Source organism: Pseudomonas azotoformans, assembly GCF_001579805.1.
GTDB lineage: Bacteria > Pseudomonadota > Gammaproteobacteria > Pseudomonadales > Pseudomonadaceae > Aquipseudomonas > Aquipseudomonas azotoformans_A.
The window spans coordinates 6084028-6110002 of sequence record NZ_CP014546.1; the positions used below are offsets into that span (position 1 = coordinate 6084028).

Here is a 25975-nt window from a genome sequence, read left to right on the forward strand (position 1 = left end):
AACTTGCCATGACTACGCCCGTCGTTACTCACTTCCAGGTCATCCCCGTCGCCGGCCACGACAGCATGTTGCTCAACCTCAGCGGCGCCCACGGCCCGTACTTCACACGCAATATCGTCATCCTCAAGGACAGCTCCGGTAATACCGGCGTGGGCGAAGTGCCCGGCGGCGAACGCATCCGCGAAACCCTGGAAGATACCCGCAGCCTGGTGATCGGCCAACCCATCGGCCAGTACCAGCGCATCCTCAACCAGATGCGCAGCACCTTTGCCTCTCGCGACGCCGCCGGCCGTGGCTTGCAGACCTTTGACCTGCGCATCACCATCCATGCCGTCACCGCCATGGAAGCGGCGCTGCTCGACCTGCTGGGCCAATTCCTCGAAGTCCCGGTGGCCGCCTTGCTCGGTGAAGGCCAGCAACGCGATGCGGTAAAAATGCTCGGCTATCTGTTTTATGTCGGCGACCGCAGTGCCACCGACCTGGCCTACCGCAACGAAGCCGACAGCGATGATGAGTGGTTCCGCCTGCGCCACGAAACCGCGCTGACGGCCGACGCCGTGGTGCGCCTGGCCGAAGCCGCCAAAGCCAAGTACGGTTTCAATGACTTCAAGCTCAAAGGCGGCGTGCTGAGCGGCGACGAAGAAATCGAAGCCGTCACCGCCCTGGCCGAACGCTTCCCGGATGCGCGTATCACCCTCGACCCGAACGGCGCCTGGTCATTGAAAGAAGCCATCCGCCTGTGCCGCGACCAGCACCACGTGCTTGCCTACGCCGAAGACCCATGCGGTGCCGAAAACGGCTACTCGGGCCGCGAAGTCATGGCTGAATTCCGCCGTGCCACCGGCCTGAAAACCGCCACCAACATGATCGCCACCGACTGGCGCGAAATGGGTCACGCGATCCAGTTGCAATCCGTCGACATCCCCCTGGCCGACCCACACTTCTGGACAATGCAAGGCTCGGTACGCGTGGCGCAGATGTGCCATGAATGGGGCCTGACCTGGGGCTCGCACTCCAACAACCACTTCGACATTTCCCTGGCGATGTTCACCCAGGTGGCGGCCGCAGCCCCGGGCGACATCACCGCCATCGACACCCACTGGATCTGGCAGGACGGCCAGCACCTGACCAAGGCGCCGCTGAAAATCGAAGGGGGTTACGTGAAAGTGCCGAGCAAGCCAGGCCTGGGAGTGGAGATCGACATGGACGCAGTCGCCCAGGCCCATGAGGTGTACAAAGGCATGGGCCTCGGCGCGCGGGATGACAGCGTGGCGATGCAGTTTCTGATTCCAGGGTGGCGCTTCAACAACAAGCAGCCGTGCCTGGTGCGCTGATTCAGATTTTTGTAGGGGCGGGCTTGCTCGCTCCTACAATCGGCCGCACAGTCAACTCAACCCCTAACGCCAGCATCAGCTTCTGGATCGTTTCATAGCGTGTCTTCGAGCCCCCCTTCAAGGTTTTATACAGGCTCTCCCGGTTCACCCCAGCCGCTTCCGCCACCTTGTTCACACCTTGGGCCTTGGCAACCTCGGCAAGCGCCTTCATGAGTACCTGCGGGTCTTGAGACTTCATGCTTTGCGCCAGATACGCACTGATGGTTTGCGGACTGTCGAGGAAGCGCGACGCTTCATAGACGCTAGTGCCGGACGTATCCAGATCGAGGATCGGCATGTCCTCGGGTTTGAATTTCGATTCGCTCATTTCATCTACCTCTCAGGGCATCAAGAATCTCTTTAGCCCGCTTGATTCCTCTTTTCTGGTCGGTTTTATCGCTCCCCCACAACATCAGGTAGGCAGTGACTCCCGTACGCACGAAATACATCCTGTAGCCGGGCCCGACAAACACACGCATCTCACTCAGACCGTCACCTACGGATTCACAATCCCCAAAATTGTTTTCCTCCGCCCGGTCCAAGCGAGCAAGAATCGCCGTTTTCCCCCAAATATCCCGCATACCGTCGAGCCATGTATCAAACTCCGGCGTCCTGCCGATTGAATTAGTCACAGTATCACTTGTAGCCTACTGGCTACTCCTTGTCGATGCCAGTGGAATTTTGTTTCCGGTGAGCGCCGGAGTCAAAAATCCTAGTTCAGCACCTGTACAAACAGCCCGTGGATACTGTGAGCGCTTATTTCCCCCGCGTTTAAAGCACCCGATCAAACAACGGCGCCACGTCATACCGCTGCTTCAACATCTGTGCATCCACCAGAAAATCCGCCGTGGCCTGGGCCTCGCTGATGATCGTCGGCGAAATCGGCAGCACCTTGATTGCATCGCGCTTGAACCACACCTTGGCGATTTCCGGTGCCGACTGGTTGGCCTTCGACCAGGCTTCGGCATATTCATCAACGTGGGTATTGCTCCACACCCGGGCGCGGGTCAGGCGGGCGATGAAGTCCTTGATGATCGCGCTTTTCTGCGTCAGGGCCGGCTCGTAGGCGACGATATAGGTCGGTGCGCTCATCAGGCCCTTGGCGTTGCGGATCAGGGTGCTGCCTTCTTTTTCCTGCAGCGACACGTAGGGTTCCCAGGTGCCGAAGGCGTCGATGTCGCCCTGGGTCAGTGCCAGGCTGGCCTCGGCCGGCAGCAGGTATTTGAAGTGGACGCTGCTGCGCGGCACACCCGCTTCGTCCAGCGCTTTATAGGCCAGTTGCTGGCTCCACGAACCGTTCCAGATGGCAACGGTCTTGCCCTTGAGATCGGCCACCGACTGAATGCCCTTGCGCGCCACAATGCCCACGCCGTCGAGGCTGGTCTGGGTGCTGGCGACGACTTTGACCGGCGCGCCATTGGCGGCCAGGCTGATCACCGGGGTATCGCCGACGATGCCTACATCCAGCGCACCGCTGGCCACGGCCGAGGCCACCGGGGAGCCGGTGTTGAAGCGTTTGAAGTCGATTTTGTAGGGCAAGTCTTTCAGCTCGCCCGACAGCTCCAGCACGATACGGTTGGAGAAGAACTGGTCCCCCACAGTGAGGGTCAGCGGTTCGGCGGCGCTGGCCGAGGGGCCGTACAGTGCAAGAGAGGCCAGGCCCAGCAAGGACAGCAGTGTTCGACGGTTGATCATGGAAAATCCCACAGGGTTGGAGGGTTGGTTCAACCATCTGTGGGCGTGCAGTCTGGTCGTTTTCCGTAGAAGCTAACGCAATAAAAGCGCGGGGTTTAATACTGTTGGGCACTATCGATAGAACCGTCGTACAGGTCGCTAGCTGCTTTTCGTATTAAAAACTTCGCCGCGCCTGAGTTAGGGTGAGTTCACCAGACCACTGGACCCCAGCACCTGAACCATTTTCTGCAAGGTCCATTGCATGTCGATTCCCGCTTTGAACATCTGGGGCGCACCGCCCACTGCCCGCTACGAACAACTGGCCGCGCCGTTTCGCCCGCTCTTTGCGCAGATTCTCGCGCAGGCGGCCGTGGCGGATCAGACACGCGGCAGCCTCGCCACCGTGATCCAGCAACTGAACACCTTGGGCTTGCCGCGCTGGCGCCTGCCAGCCAGTTACGGCGGCCAGGATGCAACGTTGGTCGAGCTGCTGGCGTTGCTCACGGAACTGTCCGCCGCCGACTCCAACATCACCCAGGCCCTGCGCGGGCACTTCGGTTTCTGTGAGGATGTGCTCAGCGCCAAGGACCTCGACTGGCGCGCCAAGTGGCTGGACCGTCTTGGCCAAGGTGCCCTGCTCTCCCCCGGCAGCACCGAAGTCGGCAACCAGACCCGTGGCGATTTCGAAACCCGCCTGCACCGTGACGAAGCCGGCGCCTTGCGCATCAGCGGCAGAAAGTTCTACACCACCGGCGCGCTCTACAGCGACCTGATCAACACCATCGCCACCGGCGAAGACGGCACGATCTACAGCGTGGTCGTGGACCTCAAGGCGCCCGGCGTGCAAATCGTCGATGACTGGAACGGCTTCGGCCAACGCCTCACCGCCAGCGGCACCTGCCTCTTCGACAACGCGCCTGTGGTGGACGACGAGGTACGCCTCACCCAACAGCGGTTTGGCCACGGCCAGTCGTTCTTCCAGCTCTACCACCTCAGCACCCTCGCCGGCATCGCCCGCCGCGCCGCCCTCAGCGGCGCCGAAGAACTCAGCCAACGCGCGCGCACCTTCACCACCGGCAATGCCGACACCGCCGGCCAGGACGTGCAACTGCTGCAAGTGATCGGCGAAGTCGCCAGCCAGGCCTACGCCGCGCAAGCCATCGCCCAGCAAGCGGCTCAGCGGCTGGAGTTCACCGCGCGGTATGTGATCGCCCATGACCAGCCGTTGCACGATGACGATCCGCAAGTTGCGCTGGCTGAATTGGAAGTGTGCCTGGCAGTGAACCCAGTGGTGGATGCAACACTGGCGGCCACCACGGCGCTGTTCGATGCACTGGGCGCCAGTGCCACCGCCAGCAACAAGGCGCTGGACCGGTTGTGGCGAAACGCGCGGACCTTGGCGAACCACAACCCGCGCGTGTACAAATCGCGGATTGTGGGGAATTACCTGGTGAATGGGATTTTGCCGCCTGCGCAGTGGCGGGTGGGTGTGGCCAAGGATCAGTAATCCCAGAATGCAGCCACCCAACGAAACGCATCCCCCTCCACCACCACCCGCCCCACGGACGGAAACGGCAGGTGGGTAGCCACGAACAACTCACCGCTCGCCGCCGCTTCGTTCATCAGCCGCACGCGCACGCGCACTGACTCTTCGGGGTCGTGTTCGAAGCCGTTGTGCCAATCGGGATGCTCGAACGCAACGGGAAACAGCGCGTCGCCGGCAAAGGTCAACCGCTCGCCGCCAGAGGTCACGTACACCACGCTGTGCCCCGGCGTGTGGCCGCCGGTGAGCTTGGCGACGACACCCGGCGCGACTTCATGCTCATCGTCGAAGGTATGCAGATTGTCCTTGTACAACCCCATGAATTGCTGGGCCGTAGCCCGTAGCACGTCCGGCACCGGCGCAGGCATGTCGGTATAGGTGAAGTCCGGCGACGCCCAGAAATCGACCTCGATGGCCGCCACATGAATGCGCACGTCCGCACGCAACTTGCGTTTCACCTCGTCCACCAGCAGGCCGCCGATGTGGTCCATGTGCATATGGGTGATCACGATATCGGTCACCGAGGACAACGGGATACCGGCCGCTTCCAGGCGCTTGGGAAACTGCCCGGCCCGTGGGAAACCGGGAAACTGCCCACCCAGGCCGGCATCGACCAGAATCACCTGCTCGCCACTGCGCACCACCAGTACATTCAGCGCCCAGTCGAACGCGTCCGGGCCGAGGAACATCTGCTTGAACCAGGCCGCGCGGGCGGCGGGGTCGGCGTTGGTGGACATGGTCTGGGTCGGCAGCGGCAGCACGCCGTCACTGATCACCAGCACATCAATTTCGCCGACGCGCACTGCATAGCGCGATGGCACCAGTTCTTCAGTCGGGACTTTCAGTAGGGTTGTCATGGTCGCTCTCCGGTTGTTTGAAGGCGAATGCATCGCCTGCCAAACAGTGTGCGACGGGGCTACAACGCTCGGAATCCTACCTGGGTATGGGCCGTGTATACCTTAGTTTGAAGGCTGGCTCACAAACCCCAGCACCCGCGCCAGCATCCGATCACAGGCCTGCAACTGCTCCACGCTGATGAACTCGTCCGGCTTGTGCCCCTGCTCCATGCTGCCCGGCCCGCACACCACCGTGGGAATACCGGCTTGGTCGAACAGCCCGCCTTCAGTGCCAAAGGCCACGGTGCCGAATTCCCGCGAGCCGCAGAACTGCGCCACCCACTCGGCGGCCTGGCTTTCCAGCGACGTGGCCAAACCCGGATAGCTGGACAACTCGCTGAGGCTGATCGCCGCTTGCCCGCTCACCGCCCGCATCGCCGGCAGCAGGGTTTGCTCGGCGTATACCTGCAATTGCCGGGCAACTTGCCAGGGATCCTGGGCCGGCAAGGAGCGCACTTCGAAGTCAAAACTGCAATCCTGCGGGACGATGTTCAGTGCCTTGCCACCGTTGATCAGGCCGGTCTGCACCGTGGAAAACGCCGGATCGAAACGTTGATCCAGATGCTGCGGCGCCTTCAGCGCTTCGCCGAGCCGCACTAGCTCGCTGATCAAGCGCGCGGCGTATTCAATGGCATTCACCCCCGCCGGCGCATAGGCCGAATGGCACGCTGCGCCGTGCACATGGCAACGCATTGCCAGCTTGCCCTTGTGGCCGAGCACCGGCTTGAGTTCAGTGGGTTCGCCGATCACGCACAACAAGGGCTTGACCGGCTGATCATGGAATCGCTCGATCAGCGAGCGCACACCCAGGCAGCCGACTTCTTCGTCATACGACAGCGCAATGTGCACCGGCATGCGCAGCGAGGCCTTCACCAAGGCCGGCACACACGCCAACACACACGCGATATAACCCTTCATGTCCGCCGTGCCACGGCCGTACAACTTGCCGTCTTTCTCGGTGAGGTCAAACGGCGCCACGCTCCAGCGCTGCCCATCCACCGGCACTACGTCGGTATGCCCGGACAACACAATGCCGGGCACTTCTGCCGGACCGATAGTCGCGAGCAGATTGGCCTTGCTCTTGTGTTCGTTGTACAGCAGCTCGCAGGCCACGCCGTGGCCCTGCAAATACGTGCGCACAAAGTCGATCATGGCCAGGTTGGATTCGCGGCTGGTGGTGTCGAAACGCACCAGTTGCGCCAGCAGGTCGCGGCTGTTCATCGGTCGTCTCCCGGTACGGCGTAGCCGGGGGCGATCTGTGGGTTGATGGCGCGATCGATGTAGGCCTGCAACTGCCCGCGATAGGCCTGCCAGAGTTGATCGAGGGCGCCGATGGGGTCTTCATCGGCCCAGTCCACGCGCAGATTGACGATGGGCCACAAGAGGTCATCCACCACCACCAGCGCCGCCGAATGCACCGGCCCCGCTTCACCACCGCCTGCCAGACCGGCGTGCATTGCCGCCAGCAGGCGGTCGGCCAGAGGCCCGGAGGCCTGTTCGAAAGCCGCCACCATGGCGTCGATCACAGCAGATTGGGCGAGCATATTCCCCGCCGCCACACACTGCTCGCCACTCACCGCATGGTGGATGCCCAGGGTCTGCGCGCCACTGAAATGTGCGGTGCGGCCCTGGTTATCAATCACCGTGACCTGGCGGTACTCACTGTGATCCTGCCCAGCCAAGGCGGCCAACGCCTCACTTGGCGCCAAGCCCTGCCCCAACAAGTCCAGCACCTGCGGCCCCAGGCTTGGCAAGGTGATGTTCTGCGACGCCACCGCCCCCACGCCGGGCCGCAGCCACGGGCAACGCGCGCCCACGGCAATGCTCGATGAACTGATGGCGATGCCCAACTGGCCCGTCTCGGCGCAGCGGGCGACAACGGAAAACGTCATGTGGAGTCCTCAGTCGAGCACCGAAGGGTCAGCGTCGATCATCAATTGCTTCATTTCTTCAAAGTGCTGGCGCGAGAAATCGGCAATGCCTTCCCAGCCCCGCGCGGTTTTTTCCGCCACTTCATCCGACAACACCCGCAACGGCTGCCCGGTGGACCAGGCGGTGACGAGGATCTGGCAGGCGCGTTCCAGGGTCCAGATATCGTCAAAGGCTTCGCCGATGGAACCCGCCGTGACCATCACGCCGTGGTTGCCCATCAGCAGCCGGCTCTTGCCATCCAGCAACCCGGCCAGGCGTGCGCCTTCGGCCTCGGTGTCGGCCATGCCGCCGTACAGTTCGTCCACCGCCACGCGGTTGAAATAGCGCGCGGTGTTCTGGTCGATCGGCGGGATATGCGGCTTGGCCAGGCACGCCACAGCCGTGGTGTAGACCGGGTGCAAATGCAGCACCGCGCGGGTCTGCGGCAGCAGGCGATGGATCTGCCCGTGGATCGACCAGGCGGTGGCGTCCACGTTTGGGTGATCGGCACAGGACGCATCGTCGGCGTTCAACAGCAGCAGGTCGCTGGCGCGAATGCGCGAGAAGTGCTTCCACTTCGGGTTGAGCAAAAACTGTTTGCCATCGGCCGACACGGCAGCGCTGAAGTGATTGGCCACTGCCTCATGCATGCCCAGGTGCGCGATGATGCGAAAGGTCGCCGCCAAGTCGATGCGCGTCTGTTCTTCGTGGGATAACGCCATGAATCGGTCTCCGCAGGGCGCGGCCGCACGGGTATGCGGCACGCGCTGATGGGTTTACTTCGGCATCAATGCCGCGATGTCGGCATCGGTGGGTGCCTGGAAGTTGTACTTCTTGAGCAAGGCGGCGTATTCCGGCGTGGCGCGGTATTTTTCCAGGCCCTCGATCAGGGCCTTTTTCACCGTGTCATTGCCCTTCTTCACGCCGAAGCCGTTGAGCACCGGGTAGATCAGGGTGTCGGAGGAAATCACCACGCGGCTGCCGAGTTTGTCGATCACGCCACGGGCCACGGCGGCGTCGGTGATCTGCGCTTCAACCGCGTGGGCCAGCAGGGCCTGGGTGGTTTGCGGGTCGGTGCTGTATTCGCTGATCTGGATCGGCTTCAAGCCTTTAGCCACGCAGTACTCGGTGGAAAGCTTGTTCATCTGCGCCAGCCAGGATGTGGCGCCCATGGAGCCGATCTTGTGGCCGCAGAACTCTTCCGGGGTCTTGGGCTGGAAGCTGCTGTCCTTAAGGGTCAGGATCGACTCGCCGCTCTTGAGGTAAGGGATCATGTCGATGACCTTGACCCGCTCCGCCGTGATGTACATCGACGAGTTGGTCACATCGAAACGCCCGGCTTGCAGGCCGGTGATCAGGTTGGGGAACCGCGTGTCGAGGGTCTCGACCTTGCGGCCCATGACCTTGCCCAGGCCGTCCATGAACTCGATGTCAAAGCCTGCGGGCTTGTTGTTATCCATGTACTCATACGGGAAGAACGTTACGTCGGAACCGGCGATGATCTTGCCGTCCTGCTGGAACGCCGAAGCCGCCAACGAAGTCATCGCAACCGCTGCGCCCAGCAGGCACACGGCAAGGGGACGAACACTTTTACGAAACGCTGTCATGGTGATTACCTGCAAGGTTTAGGGGGTTAGGCAGTGGCGCAATCTTGTCCCGCCTGTTGCACGAAGAACGAGGCGCCACGCGGCTTTTGCGGCAAGCGCATGTGGTTTTCGGTGGAACGCACCAAGCCGCTTTCTTCACCGGCCACCAGCAGGCCGGCATGTGCACTGGGCAGAGGGTTTTCGCCGAATGGCAGCGCGTCTTCAGCGGCGTACACGCTGATGAAGAGAGTGCGCGGCAGTTCGGTCTCGTTGGGGCTGGAAGCATGCAGCAGACGGGTGTGCATGAAGCACACGGAGCCCGCAGGGCCGTAGCAGGCCACCGGTTGCTGGCAGTGTTCTTCGACGACCGCGTCGTCCACCGAGCCGGTGAACCGCTGGTGCTGCCAGTGCGACCACAACGGGCCCTTATGGCTGCCGGGGATCACGTTCAGCGGGCCGTTTTCCGGGGTCACTTCGCTGACCATCAGCAAGGCGGTGACGATGTCGTCGTTGCTGTGGGGCGTGAACAGGAAGTCCTGGTGCCACTTCACCTGGGTCGCGGTGTGGGGCAGTTTCGAGTTGATCTTGCTGTGGTGAAAGCGTGTGCCATGGGCGCCGATCAACTGCGCGGAAATCGCCGCCATGCGTGAGTGCAACGCTATGTGCTCATAGGCCGCTGAAATCTCGGTGGGCGAACTCACCCGGCGCAGCGACGGGTGATCGGCGCGGTGATCGCCCTCCAAGTCAAAGCGCTCGCGGCCATCGACGGTGGCACCCCAACCCTGCTCATGGCTGCGGCTTTCTTCGACCCACTGGTCGAAATCGTGTTGCAACGCGGCCACTTCCTCCGGCGACAACACGCCTTCGACCACCAAGAAACCGTCACGCTGGAATTGTTCGATGTGCGCTTGCTCGATCATTGTGTTTTTCCTGAACGTTGAGGGGGTCACGCCAGCGAGACGTCCTTGAGGAACGCCTCCACGCGTGGGTTGTGGCCGCTGCGCAAGGCGCCCGGCGTGTCGTCGCAGACCACGCGGCCCTTCTCCATGAACACGATGCGGTCGGAGACCTTGAAGGCGAAGTTCATCTCGTGGGTGACGATCACCATGGTGATGCCCTCCTCGGCCAGGGCTTCGATGACTTGCAGCACTTCGTTGACTTTCTCTGGATCGAGGGCCGAGGTGGGCTCGTCGAACAGCATGATCTGCGGGCGCATCATCAGGGCGCGGGCGATGGCCACGCGTTGCTGTTGGCCGCCGGACAGCTGGTGCGGGTACTTCCAGGCGTGATCGAGCATGCCGACCTTGTGCAGCAGCGCGTAGGCCTGTTGCTTGAGCTCGGAGGTCGCGCCCAGGCGATGGTATTTGGGCGCCATCAGCAGGTTGTCGAGTACGCTCAAATGCGGGAACAGGTTGAAGCTCTGGAACACCATGCCGATGTTCAGGCGGTGCTCGGCGTGCTCGATGTACTGGGGTTTCTGCGCGCCGACTTTGTTCAAGTGAATGAATGGCTGGCCATTGATCCTGATCTCGCCGTTGTCCAGTTGCTCAAGGCCATTGAGCAGGCGGATCAGCGTGGTTTTGCCAGAGCCGGAAGGGCCGATCACCGACACCACTTCACCGGGCTGGATCTGCAGGTTGACCGAGCCCAGCACCTCGATATCGTTGTAGGCCTTGTGCAGCCGCGCGGCCTGCAACGCAGGTTCGCCGTTGGTGGCCGGGCGCGCCAAGGCGGTGCGCTGTTGGGTGGCCAGGGCCAGCACCGCCGCATCGGGAACACGGGACACGTTGCGCTGGTTGACGTCGAGAAAGCGCTCCAGGCGTTTGAGCAGGAAGTCGAACACCGTGACGATGAACACGTAGAAGAACGCCACCGCCGCCATGGTCTCGATCACCAGGAAGTTCTGCGAATACAGGCGCTGGCCGACCATCAGGATCTCGGTCAGGGAAATCACCGACACCAACGAGGTGAGCTTGACGATGGAAATGTATTCGTTGGCCAGCGACGGCAACGCCACCCGCAACGCCTGGGGAATCACCACGCGCCATTGCGTGCCGAAGAACTTCAGGCCCAGTGCCCGTGCCGCTTCGCCCTGCCCCTTGGGGATCGACAGCAGGCCACCGCGATGGATCTCGGCCACGTAGGCGGTCTCGCAGATCACCAGCGCCAGCAGGCCGGACCAGAACGGGTCGGCCAGGACCGCCGAGGTGCCGGGCAACGCTTGCGGCAGGTTGTAGATAAAGATCAGCAGCACCAGCAGCGGCAGGCTGCGGAACAGCCAGATGTAACCGCGCGCCGGCACGCTGAGCAGGCCATGCTTGGACTGCTTGGCCAGCGCCAGCAGAAAGCCCAGGCCGATGCTCAAGACCCAGGTCAGGGTGCTGAGCTTGATCACCGTCCACGTCGCACGCCAGAACTCGGCATCGCCCAGCAAGCCAAACATGTAATTCCAGTCGAATGTCATCGTCGCTGTGCCCTGAGAAGTTGATCTACATCGATGGGTTCAGAGTCGTGGGGGGAGGCACTTAGGGTCAATTCGTAAAAGCCGGGGCACTGGGTAGGCAGAACCTATGCAGCCCAGAAGGCTGTGTGTGACGAGCGGGCTTGCCCCGCGTTGGGCTGCGAAGCAGCCCCAAAAAGACCCGTTCGCCACTTTTTGGTGCGAACACCTGAGGAAATCAGCTCACCCCACTCAAGACCCGCACCGCATGCGGATCAAAAAAGCTCGGCGGCGCCATGCCGGGGATGTACTGGTCGGACACAAACATGCGGCAGCGCTCGGCAAACGCCGACACCACCCGCGACGGCTGCGTGTTGCAGGCAGTGGCGTAGCCCAGGCGCATCGGCCGGTGTGAACCGGCCAGGCGCAGGCGGATCACCCGTTTGCCGTCCTGGGACAGGTTCGATTTGGGCCGCGCATTCGCGAAGGAATAGCCGATGCCGTTGCCCACCATGGCGCGCACCGTTTCGAGGTTGGTGGAGCGCATGATGATGTTCGGCGTGGTGCCGGCCTGGATAAACAGGCTAAGGAAATAGTCGCGGCTCCACGGCGTGTCGAGCAGCACCACCGGGTAAGCCTCAAGGTCTTGCATGCTGACGGCCGGCGAGTTCGCCAGCGGGTGATACTCGCCGACCATCACATACGGCGGCAGCTGGGCCAGGGGCTGGAAGTCGATGTCCGGGCTGGTCACCAGGTCGTAGGTGAGGGCGATATCCAGCTCACCACTGCGCAGCTTTTCCAGCAGTTCCTCATGGTTGCCTTCGGCTTGCGTCAGCCGCACACCGGGAAACGCACGGCCGAAACCAAACACCAGTTCCGGCGTGATCATCGGCGCCAGCGACGCCAGGCAGCCGACCCGCAACGGCCCGCGCACAGTGTTCAAGGACTCCGAGGCGATGGTGTAGAGGTTGGTCATCTGCTCCAGGATCAGCTTGGCTTCCTGCATCACCAGGCGCCCCACCGCCGTGAGGGAAATGCCCTGGGCGTGGTGGCGGATAAACAGCTGGATGCCCAGTTCGGCCTCCATATGGGTGATCGCCGCCGAAATCGAAGGCGACGACACATGGATGCGTTCAGCGGCCGCACTGATGCTGCCCGCCTCTCCCGACGCAACGAAATACTCCAGTTGACGCTGAGTAATACGACTGAGCATCACGCCTGCCCCTCAACAATGACTGTACCGGGTGCGTTGCAGGGTTCGTGCCGGGTCACGCGCAAACCGATGACCTGCACGGGCTTCGGTTTTTCCTAAGCACTACCCCGCGCAAATGCTGGTTTCGTTGCAATCGGGCCGGTGTGAAGCTGGCTGCATCCCGTTTCCCACGAGTTGCCGTTATGCCGACCCACACTCGCATCCGCATGTTCAACACCCAACAGACCTACCCCAACCAGGCGCTGGACAATGACCTGTGCCAGGCCGTGCGCGCCGGCAACACCATCTATGTGCGCGGTCAGATCGGCACCGATTTCGACGGTAACCTGGTGGGCTTGGGCGACCCGCGCGCCCAGGCCGAACAGGCAATGAAGAACGTCAAGCAACTGCTGGAAGAGGCGGGTTCTGACCTGTCGCACATCGTGAAGACCACCACCTACCTGATCGACCCGCGCTACCGCGAGCCGGTGTACCAGGAAGTCGGCAAGTGGCTCAAAGGCGTATTCCCGATCTCGACCGGACTGGTGATCTCAGGCTTGGGCCAGCCGGAGTGGTTGATGGAAATCGACGTGATTGCGGTTGTGCCGGATGACTGGCAGCCCTGAATAACCTGGAGTACGCCATGACCCACACCGTGTTTTTCCTCAACGGGCCCAACGCCAACCTCTACGGCCTGGACAAAACCGGCACCTATGGCAGCGAGAGCTTCTCCAACATCGAAGCCCGCTGCCAAGACCTCGCCGCGACATTGGGCCTGACCCTGGACTTTCGCCAGAGCAACCATGAAGGCGTGCTGGTGGACTGGATTCAAGAGGCACGCTTGAACGCCGACGCCATCGTGATCAACGCCGCCGGGCTCAGCTACAGCTCGGTGCCGATCCTGGATGCGCTGCTGGCCTTCGACGGCCCGATCATCGAAGCGCACATGAGCAATATCTGGAAGCGCGAAAGCTTTCGGCACCACTCCTACGTGTCCAAGGCCGCCACCGGTGTGATCGCCGGGCTGGGGGCGCTGGGTTACCAACTGGCACTGACGGCCGTGGCCGAATTGCTGGACCAAACCGCCTAATGACTGTGCAGGAACCGCCTATGTCCGTCGAAAAAATCAACACCCTGGTCGTCGGCGCAGGCCAGGCCGGCGTCGCCATGAGCGAACACCTGTCGCTGATGGGCGTGCCGCACATCGTGCTGGAACGCCACCGCATCGCCGAACGCTGGCGCTCGGAGCGCTGGGATTCCCTGGTCGCCAACGGCCCGGCCTGGCATGACCGGTTTCCCGGCCTCACATTCGAGGGCATCTCGCCGGAAGCCTTTCCTCCCAAGGAACGCATGGCCGACTACTTCGAAGCCTACGTGGACAAGTTGCAGGCCCCCGTGCGCACCGGAGTAGAAGTACAGCAGGTAGAACGTCATGTGGGGCGACCCGGCTTCAAGGTGACGACATCGGACGGCGTGATCGAAGCCGCCAATGTGGTAGCAGCCACCGGCCCGTTCCAGCGCCCTTCCATCCCAAACATCGTTCCGACCACCGCGCCGCTGCACCAACTGCACTCGTCCAGCTACAAGAACCCCGGTCAACTCCCTGAAGGCGCTGTACTGGTCGTCGGCGCAGGGGCCTCCGGCTCACAAATCGCCGAAGAACTGCAAAAGGCCGGCAAGACCGTGTACCTCTCGGTGGGCGAACACTACCGCCCGCCCCGCGCCTATCGCGGCCGTGACTACTGTTGGTGGCTGGGTGCGTTGGGCCTGTGGGATGAAGTCAAAATCCAGCCGAAGAAAAAACACGTGGCCTTTGCAGTAAGTGGCTATGAAGGTGGCAAGACCGTCGACTTCCGCCGACTGGCCCACCAAGGGATTCACTTGGTGGGCGTCACCCAGGATTGGAAAGACGGCGTCATGACCTTCCAACCGGGCTTGGCCGGGAACGTGGCTGAAGGGGATCGCGCCTACTTTGATGTGCTGCGCGATGCAGACGCCTATATCGAGGCCAACGGCTTGCCGTTTCCGCCGGAGCCGCAGGCCTGGGAGTTGTTGCCAGATCCTGAGTGCCTGGTGAATCCGATGTTGAGCCTGGATCTGGCTGAAGCGGGCGTGACCACGATTCTCTGGGCCACTGGCTTCACGTTCGATTTCAGCTGGTTGAAGGTCGATGCATTCGATGAGAAAGGCGAGCCGTTCCACAAACGCGGGATCTCCGCGCAGAGCGGCATCTACTTCCTGGGGTTGCCGAATCTGGTAAACCGCGCATCGTCGTTTATCTATGGGGTTTGGCACGATGCGAAGTACGTGGCGGACCATATCGTGCTGCAGAACGAGTACAGGGCGTACGAAAAGCGCTGATCCCCCATCACTACGAAGCCGTTTCTTCGGTTAAAGCCCTGTTTGTGTCAACATTGCGCACTGCGCCACTGCCCTTCCAAAGCTGCGCTATGCCCGGCCTCAATGGCCAATGGATTTACCTGGGAAACACCTCAAGGACGTCTCGATGCGAATCACCCTTTCTCTGCTTACGCTGGCCGTGGTTGGCAGCCTCCTCAACGGCTGTGCATCGACCTCGACGCCTCAGGCCCGTTATTTAAGTTCTGCGCAAAGCGTGGTCTCCGATCGAGCGGATATGGACTTCAAGGATGGCAACGTCTATTTCAAAGTGCCTCACAACGTGTCTTCCGCTACACAGTTCAGCGAAAGCCTGAACACCTGTGTTCAATTTCAGGTCGCTACTTACCAAAAGAATGGCCAGGGTGTGCAGGTCTTTCGCTCCCTGGGCTACACCGAAGCGCAAATCATCAATCAGGGCAGCCGCCTATGCATGGAAAGCAAAGGCTGGGCGCTCTACACAGTGGTCAACAACCAAGTGCAACACGTTGACCGCAGTGAGCGGGTTTATGCCGCCATGTCCGAGCGAGAGCTCGAACTCGCCCGCGACCTGCTTGTCGGTCAACGTGCGTGGTACCTCCAATATGCACCGCAGGTCCTGGCCGTCGGGGATTTAAGGAAATAAGTGAAGGGTCAAGGAGACGATAACGTGGCAACAGAAAAAACCAAGAAAGTGTTTTGGTATTCGGCGTGGGGTTTGCTGTTTGTTGGCTTGGCCGGCGTGCTGATAAAACAGGCCTTCGAAGAAACACCTGAGCCTAGTAAACCCAGCTACCTCAGCGACCTGATCATCCTGACCGCGCGAACGACGGCTCGTAATTGGATGGTCAACGAGGACATCAGGTTCGACCGGGCGGAAGCGGCCAACAGTCACGCGATAAAGTTCTACTACACGCTGGTCAATTACGATACCCAGCCCGATAGCTTTGACCTGGACGCGACATTCTCCGACATCACACAGGCTGTTTGCGCCGCGCAGATGCCTAAAGACTCGTCAATCCTCACACTGGGCGGCACCTTGATTTATATTTTTGGCAGCAAAAACGAAAAAGAAGTGGGGCGGTTCGAAATCGACAAACAGACCTGTGCGGGCTGACCGTGAAGGGGACGGATTGATCCGCCCCCTTCATTTTTTTGCCGTTGCGCTGTCTTAACCGCGCTTCGGCAGCTTCCAGTTCGGCCGGATAAAGTGGCAGGTGTATCCATTGGGAATCCGCTCCAGATAATCCTGGTGCTCCGGCTCCGCCTCCCAAAATGGCCCAGCCGGTTCAATCTCGGTCACCACTCGACCCGGCCACAATGTCGAGGCGTCCACATCCGCTGCCGTATCCTCGGCCACGTCCCGTTGCTGCTCGCTCAGGTAATAGATTGCCGAGCGATAACTCGGCCCACGATCATTGCCCTGTCGATTCGGTGTGCTCGGGTCATGGATCTGGAAAAAGAACTCCAGAATCTGCCGGTAGCTGATCACCGCCGGGTCAAACACGATCTCGATGGCTTCCGCATGGTTGCCGTGGTTGCGGTAGGTGGCATTCGGCACATCGCCGCCGGTGTAGCCGACGCGGGTGTGCAGCACGCCGGGGTAACGCCGCAACAGGTCTTGCATGCCCCAGAAGCAGCCGCCGGCGAGGATGGCGGTTTCGGTTGGGTTGGTCATGGTCGGTTCTTCCGCGCAATGAATACAGGCAAGTTATGGGGCTGTATTGGCAAATACCAAGGGTAAAGGGGGGTACCCAGACGATCGGTTTCAGGTAATGATGCGCGACCAAAATCAAGGAAGATAACAACAATGAAAACCGCCTTGCGCGCCCTGCTTGTGTTTTGCCTGACCACGCCCGCCCTCGCGGCCGAAAGCCCCGTCGGCTTCAAAACCACCACCCTGCCCGACGCGCAGACCAGCCGCCCGCTGGAAATGGTGGTCTGGTATCCCGCTGCAAGCACCGCCAAACCCCAACTGATCGCCGACAACGGGGTGTTCATCGGCGCCCTCGCGGTGACAGATGCACCACCGGCTGCCGGTGAGCATCCTTTGGTCGTGCTCTCCCACGGCTACGGCGGTAATTGGGGCAAACAGGTGTGGTTGGCCAGTGCATTGGCGCACAAAGGGTACATCGTGGCGGCGGTCAATCACCCCGGCACCACCACCAAGGACCGTAGCCCGCAGGCCGCCGCTCAGTTATGGAAGCGCCCGGCCGACCTGAGTCGCGCCATTGACGCGGTCCTGGCCCAGCCCAAGCAATTTGGCGCGGTGGCAAACAATCGCATTGCCGCCGTCGGCCACTCCCTCGGCGGCTGGACCGTGCTGGAGATTGCCGGCGCACGCTTCGATCCCGACCTGTTCACCCAAGCCTGCAACGCACACCCCAAGCTCGGCGGTTGCATTGGCTACCATGAGATGAACCCCGCTGGCACGCCCGAAGGCAAAGCCCACCTGGCCGCTGACTTGAGCGACAAACGCGTCACCGCCATTGTGTCCCTGGACCTGGGCCTCGCACCTGGCTTCACCGACGCCAGTCTCGCCGCCCTTCCGGTGCCGGCTCTGGTGATTGCGGGTGGCGTGCCCACAGAGGACATGGACCCTAACCTGGAGTCCGCCGCGTTGGTCAAGCGCCTGCCCAAAGCCTCGACTCAGTACGTGGAGATCGGCGATGCCACTCACTTCACGTTCATGTCGATCTGCAAGCCTCGCGGCATGGAGTTGATTGAAGAAAGCTCGCCGGGCGATGGCATGATTTGCCGGGATGGTGAGGGCGCTCGGCCGAGGGCGCAAATCCAACTACAGGTGATAGAACTGATCACTGCGTTTCTGCGCCAATCGTCCAGCCATTGATCAATGATTCGAAACGTTAGTCACCCACGGAGCGCGACATGCAAGAAAGCAAAGATTTAAAGGGTCTAAGCGGCTGGCTCATATTGGTCGGGATAGGTCTGTTCATCTCGATTATCCGCCTGAGCTTTAACCTCCTCTCCATTTATTACCCGATTTTCACAAACGGCACATTCACCGCCGTCAGTACGCCGGGATTGCCCCTGTATAGCCCACTGTGGGGGCCGATCCTGATTTCAGAAACGCTGATCAACGGATTGTTTGTGGCCACCTACGCTTATTTGGTCTATCTGTTCTTCACCAAGCATTACCTGTTCCCCAAGGTTTATATCGCCACGGTGATTGCATCGGTTGTGTTCGTGCCTCTTGATGCCTGGGCGTGCTCCTTCGTTCTGGTGGATAAACCCATCTTCGACAACAACACCGCAAAAGAAATGGCACGGGCATTGTTCGCCTTGTTTGTATGGGTGCCTTACATGCTGGTATCCAAACGGGTAAAGGCAACGTTTGTCATGCAAAAGCCGCAGAGCACTGACGCGCACGCGACCGTCACCTCTTGAACACGCATGGCTAACCCCAAGCACCGCGCCTTCGCCTATCAAGCGGTGTATCGCTACCTCGTCGAGTTAATCGAGGCCAGCCCTGCGCAAACCGAGCAAAAACTGCCGTCGCTGCGCCAATTGGCGCAGCGCCTCGGCGTGTCGGTGTCGACGACCAAGTACGCCTATTCGCTGCTGGAGGATGAAGGCCGAATCGTCGCCAAGCCCAAGCTGGGTTATTTCACCCGTTTGACGCCGGCGCCTCTGTCGACTGAACGCTCATCCAACCTGCTCGATCAGGTCTTCGCCACCTCCCGCCAACCGGGCATGCTGGCCCTGAGCGCCGACGTCCCGGCCATCCTGCTGTCGCTGGAAAACCCGTTGCTGATGATCGAGCGGGAACTGGCCCGCCACTACCCGCGCGCCCTCACACCGCAGTACCTGCCCTTCGGCGAGCCCGAGTTGCGCGCGGCATTGGCCGAACGCTACACCCGTGCCACGGACAACTACTGGCAGGCCGATCAGGTGTACATCGGCGCAGACCTGCACAGCGTGCTGGAGCTATCGCTCAATGCCCTGGACCTCGCGGGCAGCGTGGCGCTGGTGGAGTCACCGTGTTCGTGGGCGATCCTGCGCCAGTTGCAGGCGGCGAACATCCGCGTGATCGAACTGCACCTCGACGCCGACGGCCGCTTCGACCTGCGCGTGCTCAATGAACTGCTCGAACGTGAGCCCATCCGCCTGGCGGTACTGTCATCCACCGTGAACATTCCCCACGGCAGCCGCATGCCGGCCGAGGATAAACAGCAGATCTGCCGGTGGCTGGCGGCACGGGCTATCTGGTTGTTCGAAAACGACACGTACGGCGACTTGTATTTCGCGACCCAGCCGGCGCGCTACCGTGACTTTGCCGACCCGCAGAAACTCTTGGTTTTCTCGACGTTCGACAAGGTGATCGGCTCGGAGGCCCCCTACGGTTATGTGCTGTGCCGTGGGTGTGGGCCGCAGTTGCAGCGTGTGTTCCTGGAGCGGGCGTTTCGCCTCTCACCGATCCGTCAGAAAGCGATCGCCAAGCTGTTCACGTCCAAGCGCATCGACGCGCACCTGCACAAACTGAGGGCCTTGTTGCACGACTGCATGACCCGCATGAAAGCCCTGCTGGACGAGTACGCCAATGGCGCGTTTGAGGGGACGATTCCACAGGGCGGCGCATGCTTCTGGCTTGAGGCCACGCACCCGGTCGACATGCCCCGGGTGTTCGAACGCCTGCTGGCCGAGCGCATCGTGATTGCCCCTGGTGAACTGTTCAGCCAGCAAGGCAGCTGGAAACAGCACCTGCGCCTGAGCTTCACCCTCGATTGGAGCAAGAATATCGCCCAGGCCATGGAGCAGTTGTCGCAGGCGGTTCGTCAGAGCCCGTAGCAGTGCCGCGCCTCAGGGAAACGGCCATGGCGTACGTCTTCGGCAAACCGCTCGCAGGCGTCGCGGATCACTGCCCCCACATCCGCGTACTGTTTGACGAAGCGCGGCAGGTGTTCACCGCCCAGGCCCAGCACATCTTCAGTGACCAGCACTTGGCCGTCGCAGGCCGGTGACGCGCCGATACCGATGGTGGGCATTTTTGAGTCGAGGGTGATCTGACGGGCCACACCTTCAGCCACGCCCTCAAGCACCAGGCTGAACGCACCCGCCTGCAGATTGGCCCGCGCGTCCTCGGCAATCCGCGCGCCGGTTTCGGCGGTGAGGCCCTGGGCCTTGAAGCCGCCCATCACATTGACGAACTGCGGCATCAGCCCCACATGCGCCATGACCGGAATTCCCCGCGCCACCAGGAACTCGACGGTCCCGGCCAAGGCCTGGTTGGCCTCCAGCTTCACCGCATCGCAGCCGGTGCGCGCCAACACCTGCGCGCAATTGCGAAAGGCCTGCTCGTTGGATTCCTGATAACTGCCAAACGGCATGTCGGCAATGACACACGCCAGGCGCGTGCTGTCGACCACAGCGCGGGTGTGGCCGATGATTTCTTCAAGCTGCATGCTCAAGGTCGAAGACCGGCCGTAACCGACCATGGCCGTGGAATCACCGATCAGGATGAAATCGACCCACGGGTCGATCAGCTTGGCGATGGTGCTGGAGTAGGCCGTCAGGGAAACGATCTTCTGCTGGCCCTTCATGGCGACCAATTGCGGGACGGTCAGGCGTTTGGTGCGGGTGTGGAGGCTCATCGAGTGTCTTCCGTTGTGCAGTGGAACACCCGATTATTGGCGAAAGGACAGGCGATTCAATGCACAGATCGGCGCTAAAAAGCGACCCAGTGGGCGAAGCTGGTATCATCCCGAGCCTGAACAACCCGGATAGAACCCCATGAACCGCCAGAAAAAACTCCAGCAGCTCTTCAAGGAAAAAGCCAAGAAGGCCAACGCCAAATTGGCGCCGAAGAAAAAGGATAAATACATCAGCAAGGCGGACCGGGAAAAGCTGGCGGCTGAAGCGGCTCAGGCGCCAGACAGTTCCGTTCAGGACTGACTCAGCAACCGCTTAACGCCACCTGCGGCCGCTCACCCGCGAAGAAAAACGGCCGCAACCGCACGCCCACGCTGTTACCAATGAACGCCGCCACCAGCCATACCCAGCCATGCAGGCTGCCCGAGGCGATGCCACTGAAGTACGCGCCGATGTTGCAGCCGTACGCCAGGCGTGAGCCGTAGCCGAGCAACAGGCCGCCGATCACCGCTGCCACCAGCGAACGCGCCGGAATCTTCAGGCTGGGGGCGAAACGCCCGGCCAGGCCGGCGGCCAACAGCGCGCCGAGGACGATGCCGATGTCCATCACGCTGGTGATGTCTTCCCACACCGGCGCAGCCAGCGCCTTGGCGTTGCCCGGCATCTGCCAGAACGCCCAACTGGCCACGTCCACACCCAGGCCGCTGGCAACTTTGGCGCCCCACAACGCAAACGCCGAGGTAATGCCCCATGGCCGACCCGCCAGTGCCAGGGTGGCGTAGTTGAGCAAGGCCAGGCCGATGGCGCCCCACACCAATGGCCACGGGCCGCGCACGAAGCGGCGCAGGCCTTGATGCTCGCTTTTCACCCCCTCTTCCAATTGACCATGACGAGCCTTCTCCAGCCGCACGGTCACCACTGCAATGATCGCAAACACCACCAGGCTCAGGCCCATCGCCGGCACCACGCCGAAGCTCTTGACGATGGACACCGCCGGGAAGGCCGGCAGCGCAAACCACCAGTCCACGTGGTGCGTAGCGATCAGCGAGCCACAGATAAAGAAGAACAATGTCACCAGCATGCGCGCATTGCCGCCGCCCACGGTGAACAGCGTGCCCGACGCACAGCCGCCGCCCAACTGCATGCCGATGCCAAAGATGAACGCCCCAAACACCACCGACACCCCGGCCGGCGCCACCAGCCCGACCACCGGCTGCCCAAACAAACTGCCCGCCCCCAATGCTGGGAAGAACAGCATCACCGCAATCGCCAGCATCACCATCTGCGCACGCAAGCCGGCGCCACGGCGATCATTGATGAACACGCGCCAGGCCGAGGTGAATCCGAAGGCGGCGTGATAGAGGGTCAAACCCAGTGCCGCACCGACCACCAGCAACAACACCTGGTGCGAGCCGACGCTGTTTTGCAGGAACAGGGCGCCCAGCACCAGGATGATAAAGGCCACCAACGGCGCGACGGGCGTGCGCGCGGGAGCGAGAGGAACAGAGGTGTTCATGGGATATCTCGGTAGATTTGAATGGGCGCGAGTATAAACCCCAAGGCAAGACATTGTGGTGAGCGGGCTTGGTCAACTCCGCCCCACGGACCCCAACACCGGAAGATCCCCCAACAACCTGAGCCCGGTGCTCTTCACAAACGTCTCATAATCCATCGGTTTTTGAATGCGCGTCTCGGCATTGGGCAGCACATACGCCCAGGCACGTTTGCTGGAAGCGTCGTACACCAGCTTGAACAGGCGCGTCGGCACCCAGACCTTGTTGGCGCCGATGGTGCCGTAGCCAGGGTCGAACAGCGGGCCGGTAAACACGTACACATCGCCACCGGCGCGCAAGGCGAACTTGCGCACGTCAGCCTCGACCTTGCTCCAGATCTTGCGGTTGTTCGTGGGGTCCTGGGGCACCATGTTCGACAGCGCGAACGACTGCGCCATGGCGTTGGCATTCGGCGCGTCGGCGGCTGGGGATTGGTGGCCACGGTCCACGGCGGGATGCTGGGCGCGATAGTCGCTCAACTCTGCACGGCCACCTTTGGGAATGCGCGGATCGGCGTAGAACTGGTTGGTGCGCTCCTCGCCCTTGGCGTCCTTCAGGAGTGCGGCATTCAGGCGTTCGACCACCACCAGTGGCGTCTTGCTGGTTTGCGAGTAGAGCACGGCGAAATGGTCGGAACACAGGGCCAGGGGTTTCATTGCGGCCGGCACGGTGGCGGTCTTGATCGGGTCGGCGGGGAACAGGTCGGCGCAGCTGTCGAAGCTGAGCTGTTTTTCCTGCTTGGAATAGAGGTCCGGCAAGCTTCGGGCGTTGGCCCCAGAGGAAAGCAAAACAAGGGCGGTCAGCCCAACGGCAATTTTGCGTAGGTACATGCATTAAATCTTCGAAAGGAAGTGAAGCGGCAGGCTCCGCCGAGCGGAGCCAAGTGGATGATATTGCGAGGATTATTGACTAACGAATGTCAGATTAGTGCCCGACCGCTGTAGGTTTTCCCGCATCCCGCGCGCCCGGCGTGAAACCGTGGGCACTGGCCCCCCAGGCGATCACCAGCGATACGCCGATCAACACCAGCATCGCCCATGGAAACGACGCCACGCCCCAGGTGTCCAGCAACACGCCGCCGACCACACCGCTGCCGGCAATCGCGCTGTTCCACGCCACCACATTCAGCGACAGCGCCACGTCCGCGCCATCCCCCGCCGCATCGGCCAGGGCGGTCTGCAGCAGGGTCGCGGCGCCGCCGAAACTCAGGCCCCACACCGCTACGCCGAAATAGATCACCTCGGGCACATTGCCCAGAAAACCGAACACCAGGCTTATCGCCGCGAAGGTCACCAGGCTCACCAGCACGGTCTGGCGCAGCAGTGGCTCGACCAACTTGGCCGTGAGCCAGATCCCCGCCAACGCGGCCACCCCGAACACCAACAGCACCAGGTCAACCCGCTCTGCCAATCCGGCAGGCGCTACGAACGGCGCGATGTAGGTGTAGAGAATGTTGTGCGCCAGCATCCAGCTGATCACCACCGCCAGCACCGGCCGCACGCCCGGCGTGGTCAACACTTTGCCCAGGGACAGCCGTTGGTGCGCCGGTTGAGGCGCGTAGTCCGGGACTTTCACCAGCACCCACGCAATCAGCACCAGGCTTGCCGCCGACATCAGGCCAAAGGTCGTGCGCCACCCCACCAGCCCACCCAGCCATGTGCCCAACGGCACACCCAACGACAACGCAATCGGTGTACCGACCATCGCCAGCGCGAGTGCCTTGCCCTGTTGGTGTGGCGCAACCATGCGCCGGGCGTAACCGGCCAGCAGGCTCCAGGCCAACCCCGCCGCCACACCGGCAAAGAACCGCGCCACCAGTGTCACGCCGTAGTGAGACGACAACGCGGTGATCGAGTTGAACAGCAAAAAGCCGACGATGGTCAGCAGCAACACATTGCGCCGCCGCCAGCCACGGGTGGCGATGGTCATGGGGATCACTGCCAGCACCGAGCCCAACGCATAGGCCGTGACCATCTGCCCGGCCATCGACGGCGAAATCGCCAATCCTTCGCTGATCAACGGCAACAGGCCCGCCGGCAGGGTTTCGGTGACGATGCAGATGAAGCCGGTCATGGCCAGGGCGAGCAAAGCGCCGATGGGCAAGCGGTCGGATGACGCCGATAACGTAAGTGAGGGTGTCACGGAAAACTCCTTGAGCGGGACTTAGATACTGATCGATATAAATGTTGCAGGCGCGCACATCACGTTGTCAACGACTTATGTATCGACTAGTATCTATCTCGCTATCCACCGGAGACCTGACATGGCACAGATGGGCCGCCCCCGCACTTTCGACCGCGAACACGCCGTGGACCAGGCCTTGCACCTGTTCTGGCAGCACGGCTACGACGCCACCTCCCTCGCCCAGCTCAAGGCTGGCCTGGGTGGCGGCATCTCCGCACCGAGTTTTTATGCGGCGTTCGGCTCCAAAGAGGCGCTGTTCGACGAGTGCGTGCAGCGTTACCTGGCGACCTACGCCCAAGTCACCGAATGCCTGTGGGACGAAAGCCTGTTACCGCGTCAGGCGGTTGAAACAGCGCTGCGCCAGTCAGCGCGCATGCAGTGCGAAGACGGCCACCCCAAGGGCTGCATGGTGGCGCTGGGGGTGATGAGCGCACCGAGCCCGGAGAACACAAGGGTGGCGGATGGGTTGACCCAGTCGCGGCGACGCACCCGTGCGGGGATTGTGGCGTGTGTGGAGCGGGCGATCCGTCTGGGGCAATTGCCGCAGACGGTCAACCCGGCGGTGATGGCGACGGTGTTTGACAGCTTCCTGCAGGGAGTTTCGATCCTGGCGCGGGACAACGTGCCCCATGTCACTATCGACGCGGCAATCAGCCAACTCCTGCTGACCTGGGATATCGCGGCCTCTACGGCGCCGCCCATTCGTCCCGACACTGCATCAGGAAATCCACAAACGCCCTAACCCGATGCGGCACATAGCGCCCATGGGGATACAACAAGGTAAACGGCCGCGAACGCCCGCCAAACGGTTGCAATACCTCCACCAGGCTACCGTTTGCCAGTTCCTGTTCGACGATGAACTTGTAGGTCTGAAACAACCCCGCGCCATGCTTGGCCAGGGTCACGCCGCCGAGCACATCGTCGGAACAACTGTACCCCGCCTCCCCCGCATACTCTTGCGGCTTGCCATCCACCTGGAACAACCAGGAGATGCGCCGGCCATTGCTCGGCAGTTCGTACTGGATACATTCGTGGGTGGGCAAATCTTCCAGCGTCTGTGGGATGCCGGCGCGCTTCAGGTAAGACGGCGATGCCACTACTACCAGTTCGCCGTCTTCCAACAGGCGGGCAATCAGCGACGAGTCCGGCTGGGCGCGCACACGGATGGCCAGGTCGTACCCTTCGGCGACAAAGTCGATATTGCGGTTGCTGATGTGGATATCCACCGTGACTTGCGGGTACAGCGCGCGAAACCTGGGCAGCAGCGGCAGCAAGCGGTGATGGGCGTAGGTGGTGGGAATGCTGATACGCAGCAAGCCCGACGGCACGGCCTGCGCGCCCATCACTTCCTGTTGCGCCTCCACCAGTTGGGTCAAGGCCTGGCGGCATTGCTCGAAAAAGGTCCGGCCGCTGTCGGTAAGACGGATGCTGCGGGTAGTGCGCACAAACAGGCGTGAACCCAGGCGTTCTTCCAGGCGCGAGATGCTGCGGCTCACGGCCGCCGGGGTGACACCCGCCACCTGCGCGGCGGCGGTGAAGCTGCTGGCTTCGGCGGCGAGGCAGAAGAGTTCGATACTGCCCAGCTGCAAATCTTCGAAATGGCGCTTCATAGGGGTGACACCGGGTATCCGCTCAAG

The 25975-nt window shown here is 61.8% G+C and carries 29 protein-coding genes; 12 read left to right on the top strand and 17 right to left on the bottom strand.

What is annotated here, in order from left to right:
- The first annotated feature begins 8 nt into the window (after window positions 1-8).
- Entirely contained in the window at window positions 9-1334 is a 1326-nt protein-coding gene (gene gudD / locus AYR47_RS27960) for a glucarate dehydratase (protein ID WP_061449122.1), read from the top strand.
- A gap of 1 nt (window position 1335) precedes the next feature.
- Here the strand turns inward: gudD and AYR47_RS27965 are convergent, their stop codons facing one another.
- The 3 genes from AYR47_RS27965 to AYR47_RS27975 form a co-directional block, all read right to left on the bottom strand.
- Window positions 1336-1701 (bottom strand): addiction module antidote protein, encoded by a 366-nt coding sequence (locus AYR47_RS27965; RefSeq protein ID WP_033901039.1) that lies wholly within the window; start codon window positions 1699-1701, stop codon window positions 1336-1338.
- Window position 1702: 1 nt separating this feature from the next.
- Window positions 1703-2005 (bottom strand): type II toxin-antitoxin system RelE/ParE family toxin, encoded by a 303-nt coding sequence (locus AYR47_RS27970; protein ID WP_033901037.1) that lies wholly within the window; start codon window positions 2003-2005, stop codon window positions 1703-1705.
- Between the two features lie 139 nt (window positions 2006-2144).
- On the bottom strand, window positions 2145-3068 hold the full coding sequence (locus AYR47_RS27975; protein WP_033901036.1) for an ABC transporter substrate-binding protein: 924 nt from the start codon (window positions 3066-3068) through the stop codon (window positions 2145-2147).
- Between the two features lie 241 nt (window positions 3069-3309).
- On the opposite strand from AYR47_RS27975, the gene AYR47_RS27980 reads away from it, so the two are divergent.
- On the top strand, window positions 3310-4554 hold the full coding sequence (locus tag AYR47_RS27980; RefSeq protein ID WP_033901034.1) for an acyl-CoA dehydrogenase family protein: 1245 nt from the start codon (window positions 3310-3312) through the stop codon (window positions 4552-4554).
- Here the strand turns inward: AYR47_RS27980 and AYR47_RS27985 are convergent.
- The 8 genes from AYR47_RS27985 to AYR47_RS28020 all read right to left on the bottom strand — a co-directional run bounded on the left by AYR47_RS27985 (window position 4548) and on the right by AYR47_RS28020 (window position 12636).
- Complete coding sequence (locus tag AYR47_RS27985) at window positions 4548-5447, bottom strand: MBL fold metallo-hydrolase (protein WP_235165390.1); 900 nt, start codon at window positions 5445-5447, stop codon at window positions 4548-4550. The two genes, AYR47_RS27980 and AYR47_RS27985, sit on opposite strands and share 7 nt — an antisense overlap.
- Window positions 5448-5549: 102 nt before the next feature.
- Window positions 5550-6707, bottom strand: a complete 1158-nt coding sequence (gene argE, locus AYR47_RS27990; protein WP_061449123.1) for an acetylornithine deacetylase — start codon at window positions 6705-6707, stop codon at window positions 5550-5552.
- Complete coding sequence (locus AYR47_RS27995) at window positions 6704-7378, bottom strand: DUF1028 domain-containing protein (protein WP_061449124.1); 675 nt, start codon at window positions 7376-7378, stop codon at window positions 6704-6706. The genes argE and AYR47_RS27995 overlap by 4 nt, the downstream gene beginning before the upstream one ends.
- A gap of 9 nt (window positions 7379-7387) precedes the next feature.
- Window positions 7388-8119, bottom strand: coding sequence for a class II aldolase and adducin N-terminal domain-containing protein (locus AYR47_RS28000; RefSeq protein ID WP_033901027.1), 732 nt, complete (start codon window positions 8117-8119; stop codon window positions 7388-7390).
- Window positions 8120-8173: 54 nt separating this feature from the next.
- Window positions 8174-9004, bottom strand: coding sequence for an ABC transporter substrate-binding protein (locus AYR47_RS28005; protein ID WP_061449125.1), 831 nt, complete (start codon window positions 9002-9004; stop codon window positions 8174-8176).
- A gap of 26 nt (window positions 9005-9030) precedes the next feature.
- On the bottom strand, window positions 9031-9903 hold the full coding sequence (locus tag AYR47_RS28010; RefSeq protein WP_061449126.1) for a phytanoyl-CoA dioxygenase family protein: 873 nt from the start codon (window positions 9901-9903) through the stop codon (window positions 9031-9033).
- 26 nt (window positions 9904-9929) lie between these two features.
- On the bottom strand, window positions 9930-11447 hold the full coding sequence (locus AYR47_RS28015; RefSeq protein ID WP_033901021.1) for an amino acid ABC transporter permease/ATP-binding protein: 1518 nt from the start codon (window positions 11445-11447) through the stop codon (window positions 9930-9932).
- Window positions 11448-11661: 214 nt separating this feature from the next.
- On the bottom strand, window positions 11662-12636 hold the full coding sequence (locus AYR47_RS28020; RefSeq protein WP_033901019.1) for a LysR family transcriptional regulator: 975 nt from the start codon (window positions 12634-12636) through the stop codon (window positions 11662-11664).
- 182 nt (window positions 12637-12818) lie between these two features.
- Here AYR47_RS28020 and AYR47_RS28025 point away from each other — a divergent pair, with 182 nt between their 5' ends.
- The 5 genes from AYR47_RS28025 to AYR47_RS28045 all read left to right on the top strand — a co-directional run bounded on the left by AYR47_RS28025 (window position 12819) and on the right by AYR47_RS28045 (window position 16108).
- Window positions 12819-13241, top strand: a complete 423-nt coding sequence (locus AYR47_RS28025) for a RidA family protein (RefSeq protein WP_016969985.1) — start codon at window positions 12819-12821, stop codon at window positions 13239-13241.
- Between the two features lie 17 nt (window positions 13242-13258).
- A complete protein-coding gene (locus AYR47_RS28030) occupies window positions 13259-13705 on the top strand; it encodes a type II 3-dehydroquinate dehydratase (protein ID WP_061449127.1) in 447 nt (148 codons plus the stop codon).
- 20 nt (window positions 13706-13725) lie between these two features.
- The gene (locus tag AYR47_RS28035) at window positions 13726-14976 is read left to right on the top strand and encodes a flavin-containing monooxygenase (protein WP_061449128.1); all 1251 of its coding nucleotides are present in this window, start codon (window positions 13726-13728) and stop codon (window positions 14974-14976) included.
- A gap of 145 nt (window positions 14977-15121) precedes the next feature.
- A complete protein-coding gene (locus tag AYR47_RS28040; RefSeq protein WP_156487836.1) occupies window positions 15122-15637 on the top strand; it encodes a hypothetical protein in 516 nt (171 codons plus the stop codon).
- 24 nt (window positions 15638-15661) lie between these two features.
- A complete protein-coding gene (locus AYR47_RS28045) occupies window positions 15662-16108 on the top strand; it encodes a hypothetical protein (protein WP_061449496.1) in 447 nt (148 codons plus the stop codon).
- A 54-nt stretch (window positions 16109-16162) separates the two neighbouring features.
- On the opposite strand, the gene msrA is transcribed toward AYR47_RS28045, so the two are convergent.
- Window positions 16163-16669, bottom strand: a complete 507-nt coding sequence (gene msrA / locus AYR47_RS28050) for a peptide-methionine (S)-S-oxide reductase MsrA (protein ID WP_016976437.1) — start codon at window positions 16667-16669, stop codon at window positions 16163-16165.
- Window positions 16670-16801: 132 nt separating this feature from the next.
- Between msrA and AYR47_RS28055 the strand changes: the two genes are divergently transcribed.
- From AYR47_RS28055 to AYR47_RS28065, 3 genes are read left to right on the top strand one after another with little or no spacing between them, the layout of a single operon-like run.
- Entirely contained in the window at window positions 16802-17842 is a 1041-nt protein-coding gene (locus AYR47_RS28055) for an alpha/beta hydrolase family protein (RefSeq protein WP_061449130.1), read from the top strand.
- A gap of 38 nt (window positions 17843-17880) precedes the next feature.
- Complete coding sequence (locus tag AYR47_RS28060) at window positions 17881-18399, top strand: DUF2569 domain-containing protein (RefSeq protein WP_061449131.1); 519 nt, start codon at window positions 17881-17883, stop codon at window positions 18397-18399.
- 6 nt (window positions 18400-18405) lie between these two features.
- Window positions 18406-19800 carry an aminotransferase-like domain-containing protein gene (locus AYR47_RS28065; protein ID WP_061449132.1) on the top strand — a complete coding sequence of 465 codons (1395 nt, stop codon included), beginning with the start codon at window positions 18406-18408 and terminating at the stop codon, window positions 19798-19800.
- Here AYR47_RS28065 and panB read toward each other — a convergent pair.
- Entirely contained in the window at window positions 19788-20603 is an 816-nt protein-coding gene (panB, locus tag AYR47_RS28070; protein WP_033901002.1) for a 3-methyl-2-oxobutanoate hydroxymethyltransferase, read from the bottom strand. The genes AYR47_RS28065 and panB overlap by 13 nt on opposite strands.
- 139 nt (window positions 20604-20742) lie before the next feature.
- Between panB and AYR47_RS32365 the strand changes: the two genes are divergently transcribed.
- Window positions 20743-20904: a DUF2986 domain-containing protein gene (locus tag AYR47_RS32365; protein WP_080642368.1), complete on the top strand. Its 162-nt coding sequence runs from the start codon at window positions 20743-20745 to the stop codon at window positions 20902-20904.
- A 1-nt stretch (window position 20905) separates the two neighbouring features.
- Here the strand turns inward: AYR47_RS32365 and AYR47_RS28075 are convergent, their stop codons facing one another.
- The 3 genes from AYR47_RS28075 to AYR47_RS28085 all read right to left on the bottom strand — a co-directional run bounded on the left by AYR47_RS28075 (window position 20906) and on the right by AYR47_RS28085 (window position 24296).
- Window positions 20906-22117: a YeeE/YedE family protein gene (locus tag AYR47_RS28075; RefSeq protein WP_033900999.1), complete on the bottom strand. Its 1212-nt coding sequence runs from the start codon at window positions 22115-22117 to the stop codon at window positions 20906-20908.
- A gap of 72 nt (window positions 22118-22189) precedes the next feature.
- The gene (locus tag AYR47_RS28080) at window positions 22190-22984 is read right to left on the bottom strand and encodes a DNA/RNA non-specific endonuclease (protein WP_033900997.1); all 795 of its coding nucleotides are present in this window, start codon (window positions 22982-22984) and stop codon (window positions 22190-22192) included.
- Between the two features lie 94 nt (window positions 22985-23078).
- Window positions 23079-24296 carry an MFS transporter gene (locus AYR47_RS28085; RefSeq protein WP_033900996.1) on the bottom strand — a complete coding sequence of 406 codons (1218 nt, stop codon included), beginning with the start codon at window positions 24294-24296 and terminating at the stop codon, window positions 23079-23081.
- Window positions 24297-24417: 121 nt separating this feature from the next.
- Here AYR47_RS28085 and AYR47_RS28090 point away from each other — a divergent pair, with 121 nt between their 5' ends.
- Entirely contained in the window at window positions 24418-25080 is a 663-nt protein-coding gene (locus AYR47_RS28090) for a TetR/AcrR family transcriptional regulator (protein WP_033900994.1), read from the top strand.
- On the opposite strand, the gene AYR47_RS28095 is transcribed toward AYR47_RS28090, so the two are convergent.
- Entirely contained in the window at window positions 25025-25948 is a 924-nt protein-coding gene (locus AYR47_RS28095) for a LysR family transcriptional regulator (RefSeq protein WP_016976427.1), read from the bottom strand. The two genes, AYR47_RS28090 and AYR47_RS28095, sit on opposite strands and share 56 nt — an antisense overlap.
- Window positions 25949-25975 lie beyond the last annotated feature (27 nt).

Excerpts from the sequence above, each read along its gene's own strand:
- gudD (WP_061449122.1), top strand. The coding sequence starts at position 9 with ATGACTACGCCCGTCGTTACTCACTTCCAGGTCATCCCCGTCGCCGGC.
- AYR47_RS27965 (WP_033901039.1), bottom strand. The coding sequence starts at position 1,701 with ATGAGCGAATCGAAATTCAAACCCGAGGACATGCCGATCCTCGATCTG.
- AYR47_RS27975 (WP_033901036.1), bottom strand. The coding sequence starts at position 3,068 with ATGATCAACCGTCGAACACTGCTGTCCTTGCTGGGCCTGGCCTCTCTT.
- AYR47_RS27980 (WP_033901034.1), top strand. The coding sequence starts at position 3,310 with ATGTCGATTCCCGCTTTGAACATCTGGGGCGCACCGCCCACTGCCCGC.
- AYR47_RS27985 (WP_235165390.1), bottom strand. The coding sequence starts at position 5,447 with ATGACAACCCTACTGAAAGTCCCGACTGAAGAACTGGTGCCATCGCGC.
- argE (WP_061449123.1), bottom strand. The coding sequence starts at position 6,707 with ATGAACAGCCGCGACCTGCTGGCGCAACTGGTGCGTTTCGACACCACC.
- AYR47_RS27995 (WP_061449124.1), bottom strand. The coding sequence starts at position 7,378 with ATGACGTTTTCCGTTGTCGCCCGCTGCGCCGAGACGGGCCAGTTGGGC.
- AYR47_RS28000 (WP_033901027.1), bottom strand. The coding sequence starts at position 8,119 with ATGGCGTTATCCCACGAAGAACAGACGCGCATCGACTTGGCGGCGACC.
- AYR47_RS28005 (WP_061449125.1), bottom strand. The coding sequence starts at position 9,004 with ATGACAGCGTTTCGTAAAAGTGTTCGTCCCCTTGCCGTGTGCCTGCTG.
- AYR47_RS28010 (WP_061449126.1), bottom strand. The coding sequence starts at position 9,903 with ATGATCGAGCAAGCGCACATCGAACAATTCCAGCGTGACGGTTTCTTG.
- AYR47_RS28015 (WP_033901021.1), bottom strand. The coding sequence starts at position 11,447 with ATGACATTCGACTGGAATTACATGTTTGGCTTGCTGGGCGATGCCGAG.
- AYR47_RS28020 (WP_033901019.1), bottom strand. The coding sequence starts at position 12,636 with ATGCTCAGTCGTATTACTCAGCGTCAACTGGAGTATTTCGTTGCGTCG.
- AYR47_RS28025 (WP_016969985.1), top strand. The coding sequence starts at position 12,819 with ATGCCGACCCACACTCGCATCCGCATGTTCAACACCCAACAGACCTAC.
- AYR47_RS28030 (WP_061449127.1), top strand. The coding sequence starts at position 13,259 with ATGACCCACACCGTGTTTTTCCTCAACGGGCCCAACGCCAACCTCTAC.
- AYR47_RS28035 (WP_061449128.1), top strand. The coding sequence starts at position 13,726 with ATGTCCGTCGAAAAAATCAACACCCTGGTCGTCGGCGCAGGCCAGGCC.
- AYR47_RS28040 (WP_156487836.1), top strand. The coding sequence starts at position 15,122 with ATGCGAATCACCCTTTCTCTGCTTACGCTGGCCGTGGTTGGCAGCCTC.
- msrA (WP_016976437.1), bottom strand. The coding sequence starts at position 16,669 with ATGACCAACCCAACCGAAACCGCCATCCTCGCCGGCGGCTGCTTCTGG.
- AYR47_RS28055 (WP_061449130.1), top strand. The coding sequence starts at position 16,802 with ATGAAAACCGCCTTGCGCGCCCTGCTTGTGTTTTGCCTGACCACGCCC.
- AYR47_RS28060 (WP_061449131.1), top strand. The coding sequence starts at position 17,881 with ATGCAAGAAAGCAAAGATTTAAAGGGTCTAAGCGGCTGGCTCATATTG.
- AYR47_RS28065 (WP_061449132.1), top strand. The coding sequence starts at position 18,406 with ATGGCTAACCCCAAGCACCGCGCCTTCGCCTATCAAGCGGTGTATCGC.
- panB (WP_033901002.1), bottom strand. The coding sequence starts at position 20,603 with ATGAGCCTCCACACCCGCACCAAACGCCTGACCGTCCCGCAATTGGTC.
- AYR47_RS32365 (WP_080642368.1), top strand. The coding sequence starts at position 20,743 with ATGAACCGCCAGAAAAAACTCCAGCAGCTCTTCAAGGAAAAAGCCAAG.
- AYR47_RS28075 (WP_033900999.1), bottom strand. The coding sequence starts at position 22,117 with ATGAACACCTCTGTTCCTCTCGCTCCCGCGCGCACGCCCGTCGCGCCG.
- AYR47_RS28080 (WP_033900997.1), bottom strand. The coding sequence starts at position 22,984 with ATGTACCTACGCAAAATTGCCGTTGGGCTGACCGCCCTTGTTTTGCTT.
- AYR47_RS28090 (WP_033900994.1), top strand. The coding sequence starts at position 24,418 with ATGGCACAGATGGGCCGCCCCCGCACTTTCGACCGCGAACACGCCGTG.
- AYR47_RS28095 (WP_016976427.1), bottom strand. The coding sequence starts at position 25,948 with ATGAAGCGCCATTTCGAAGATTTGCAGCTGGGCAGTATCGAACTCTTC.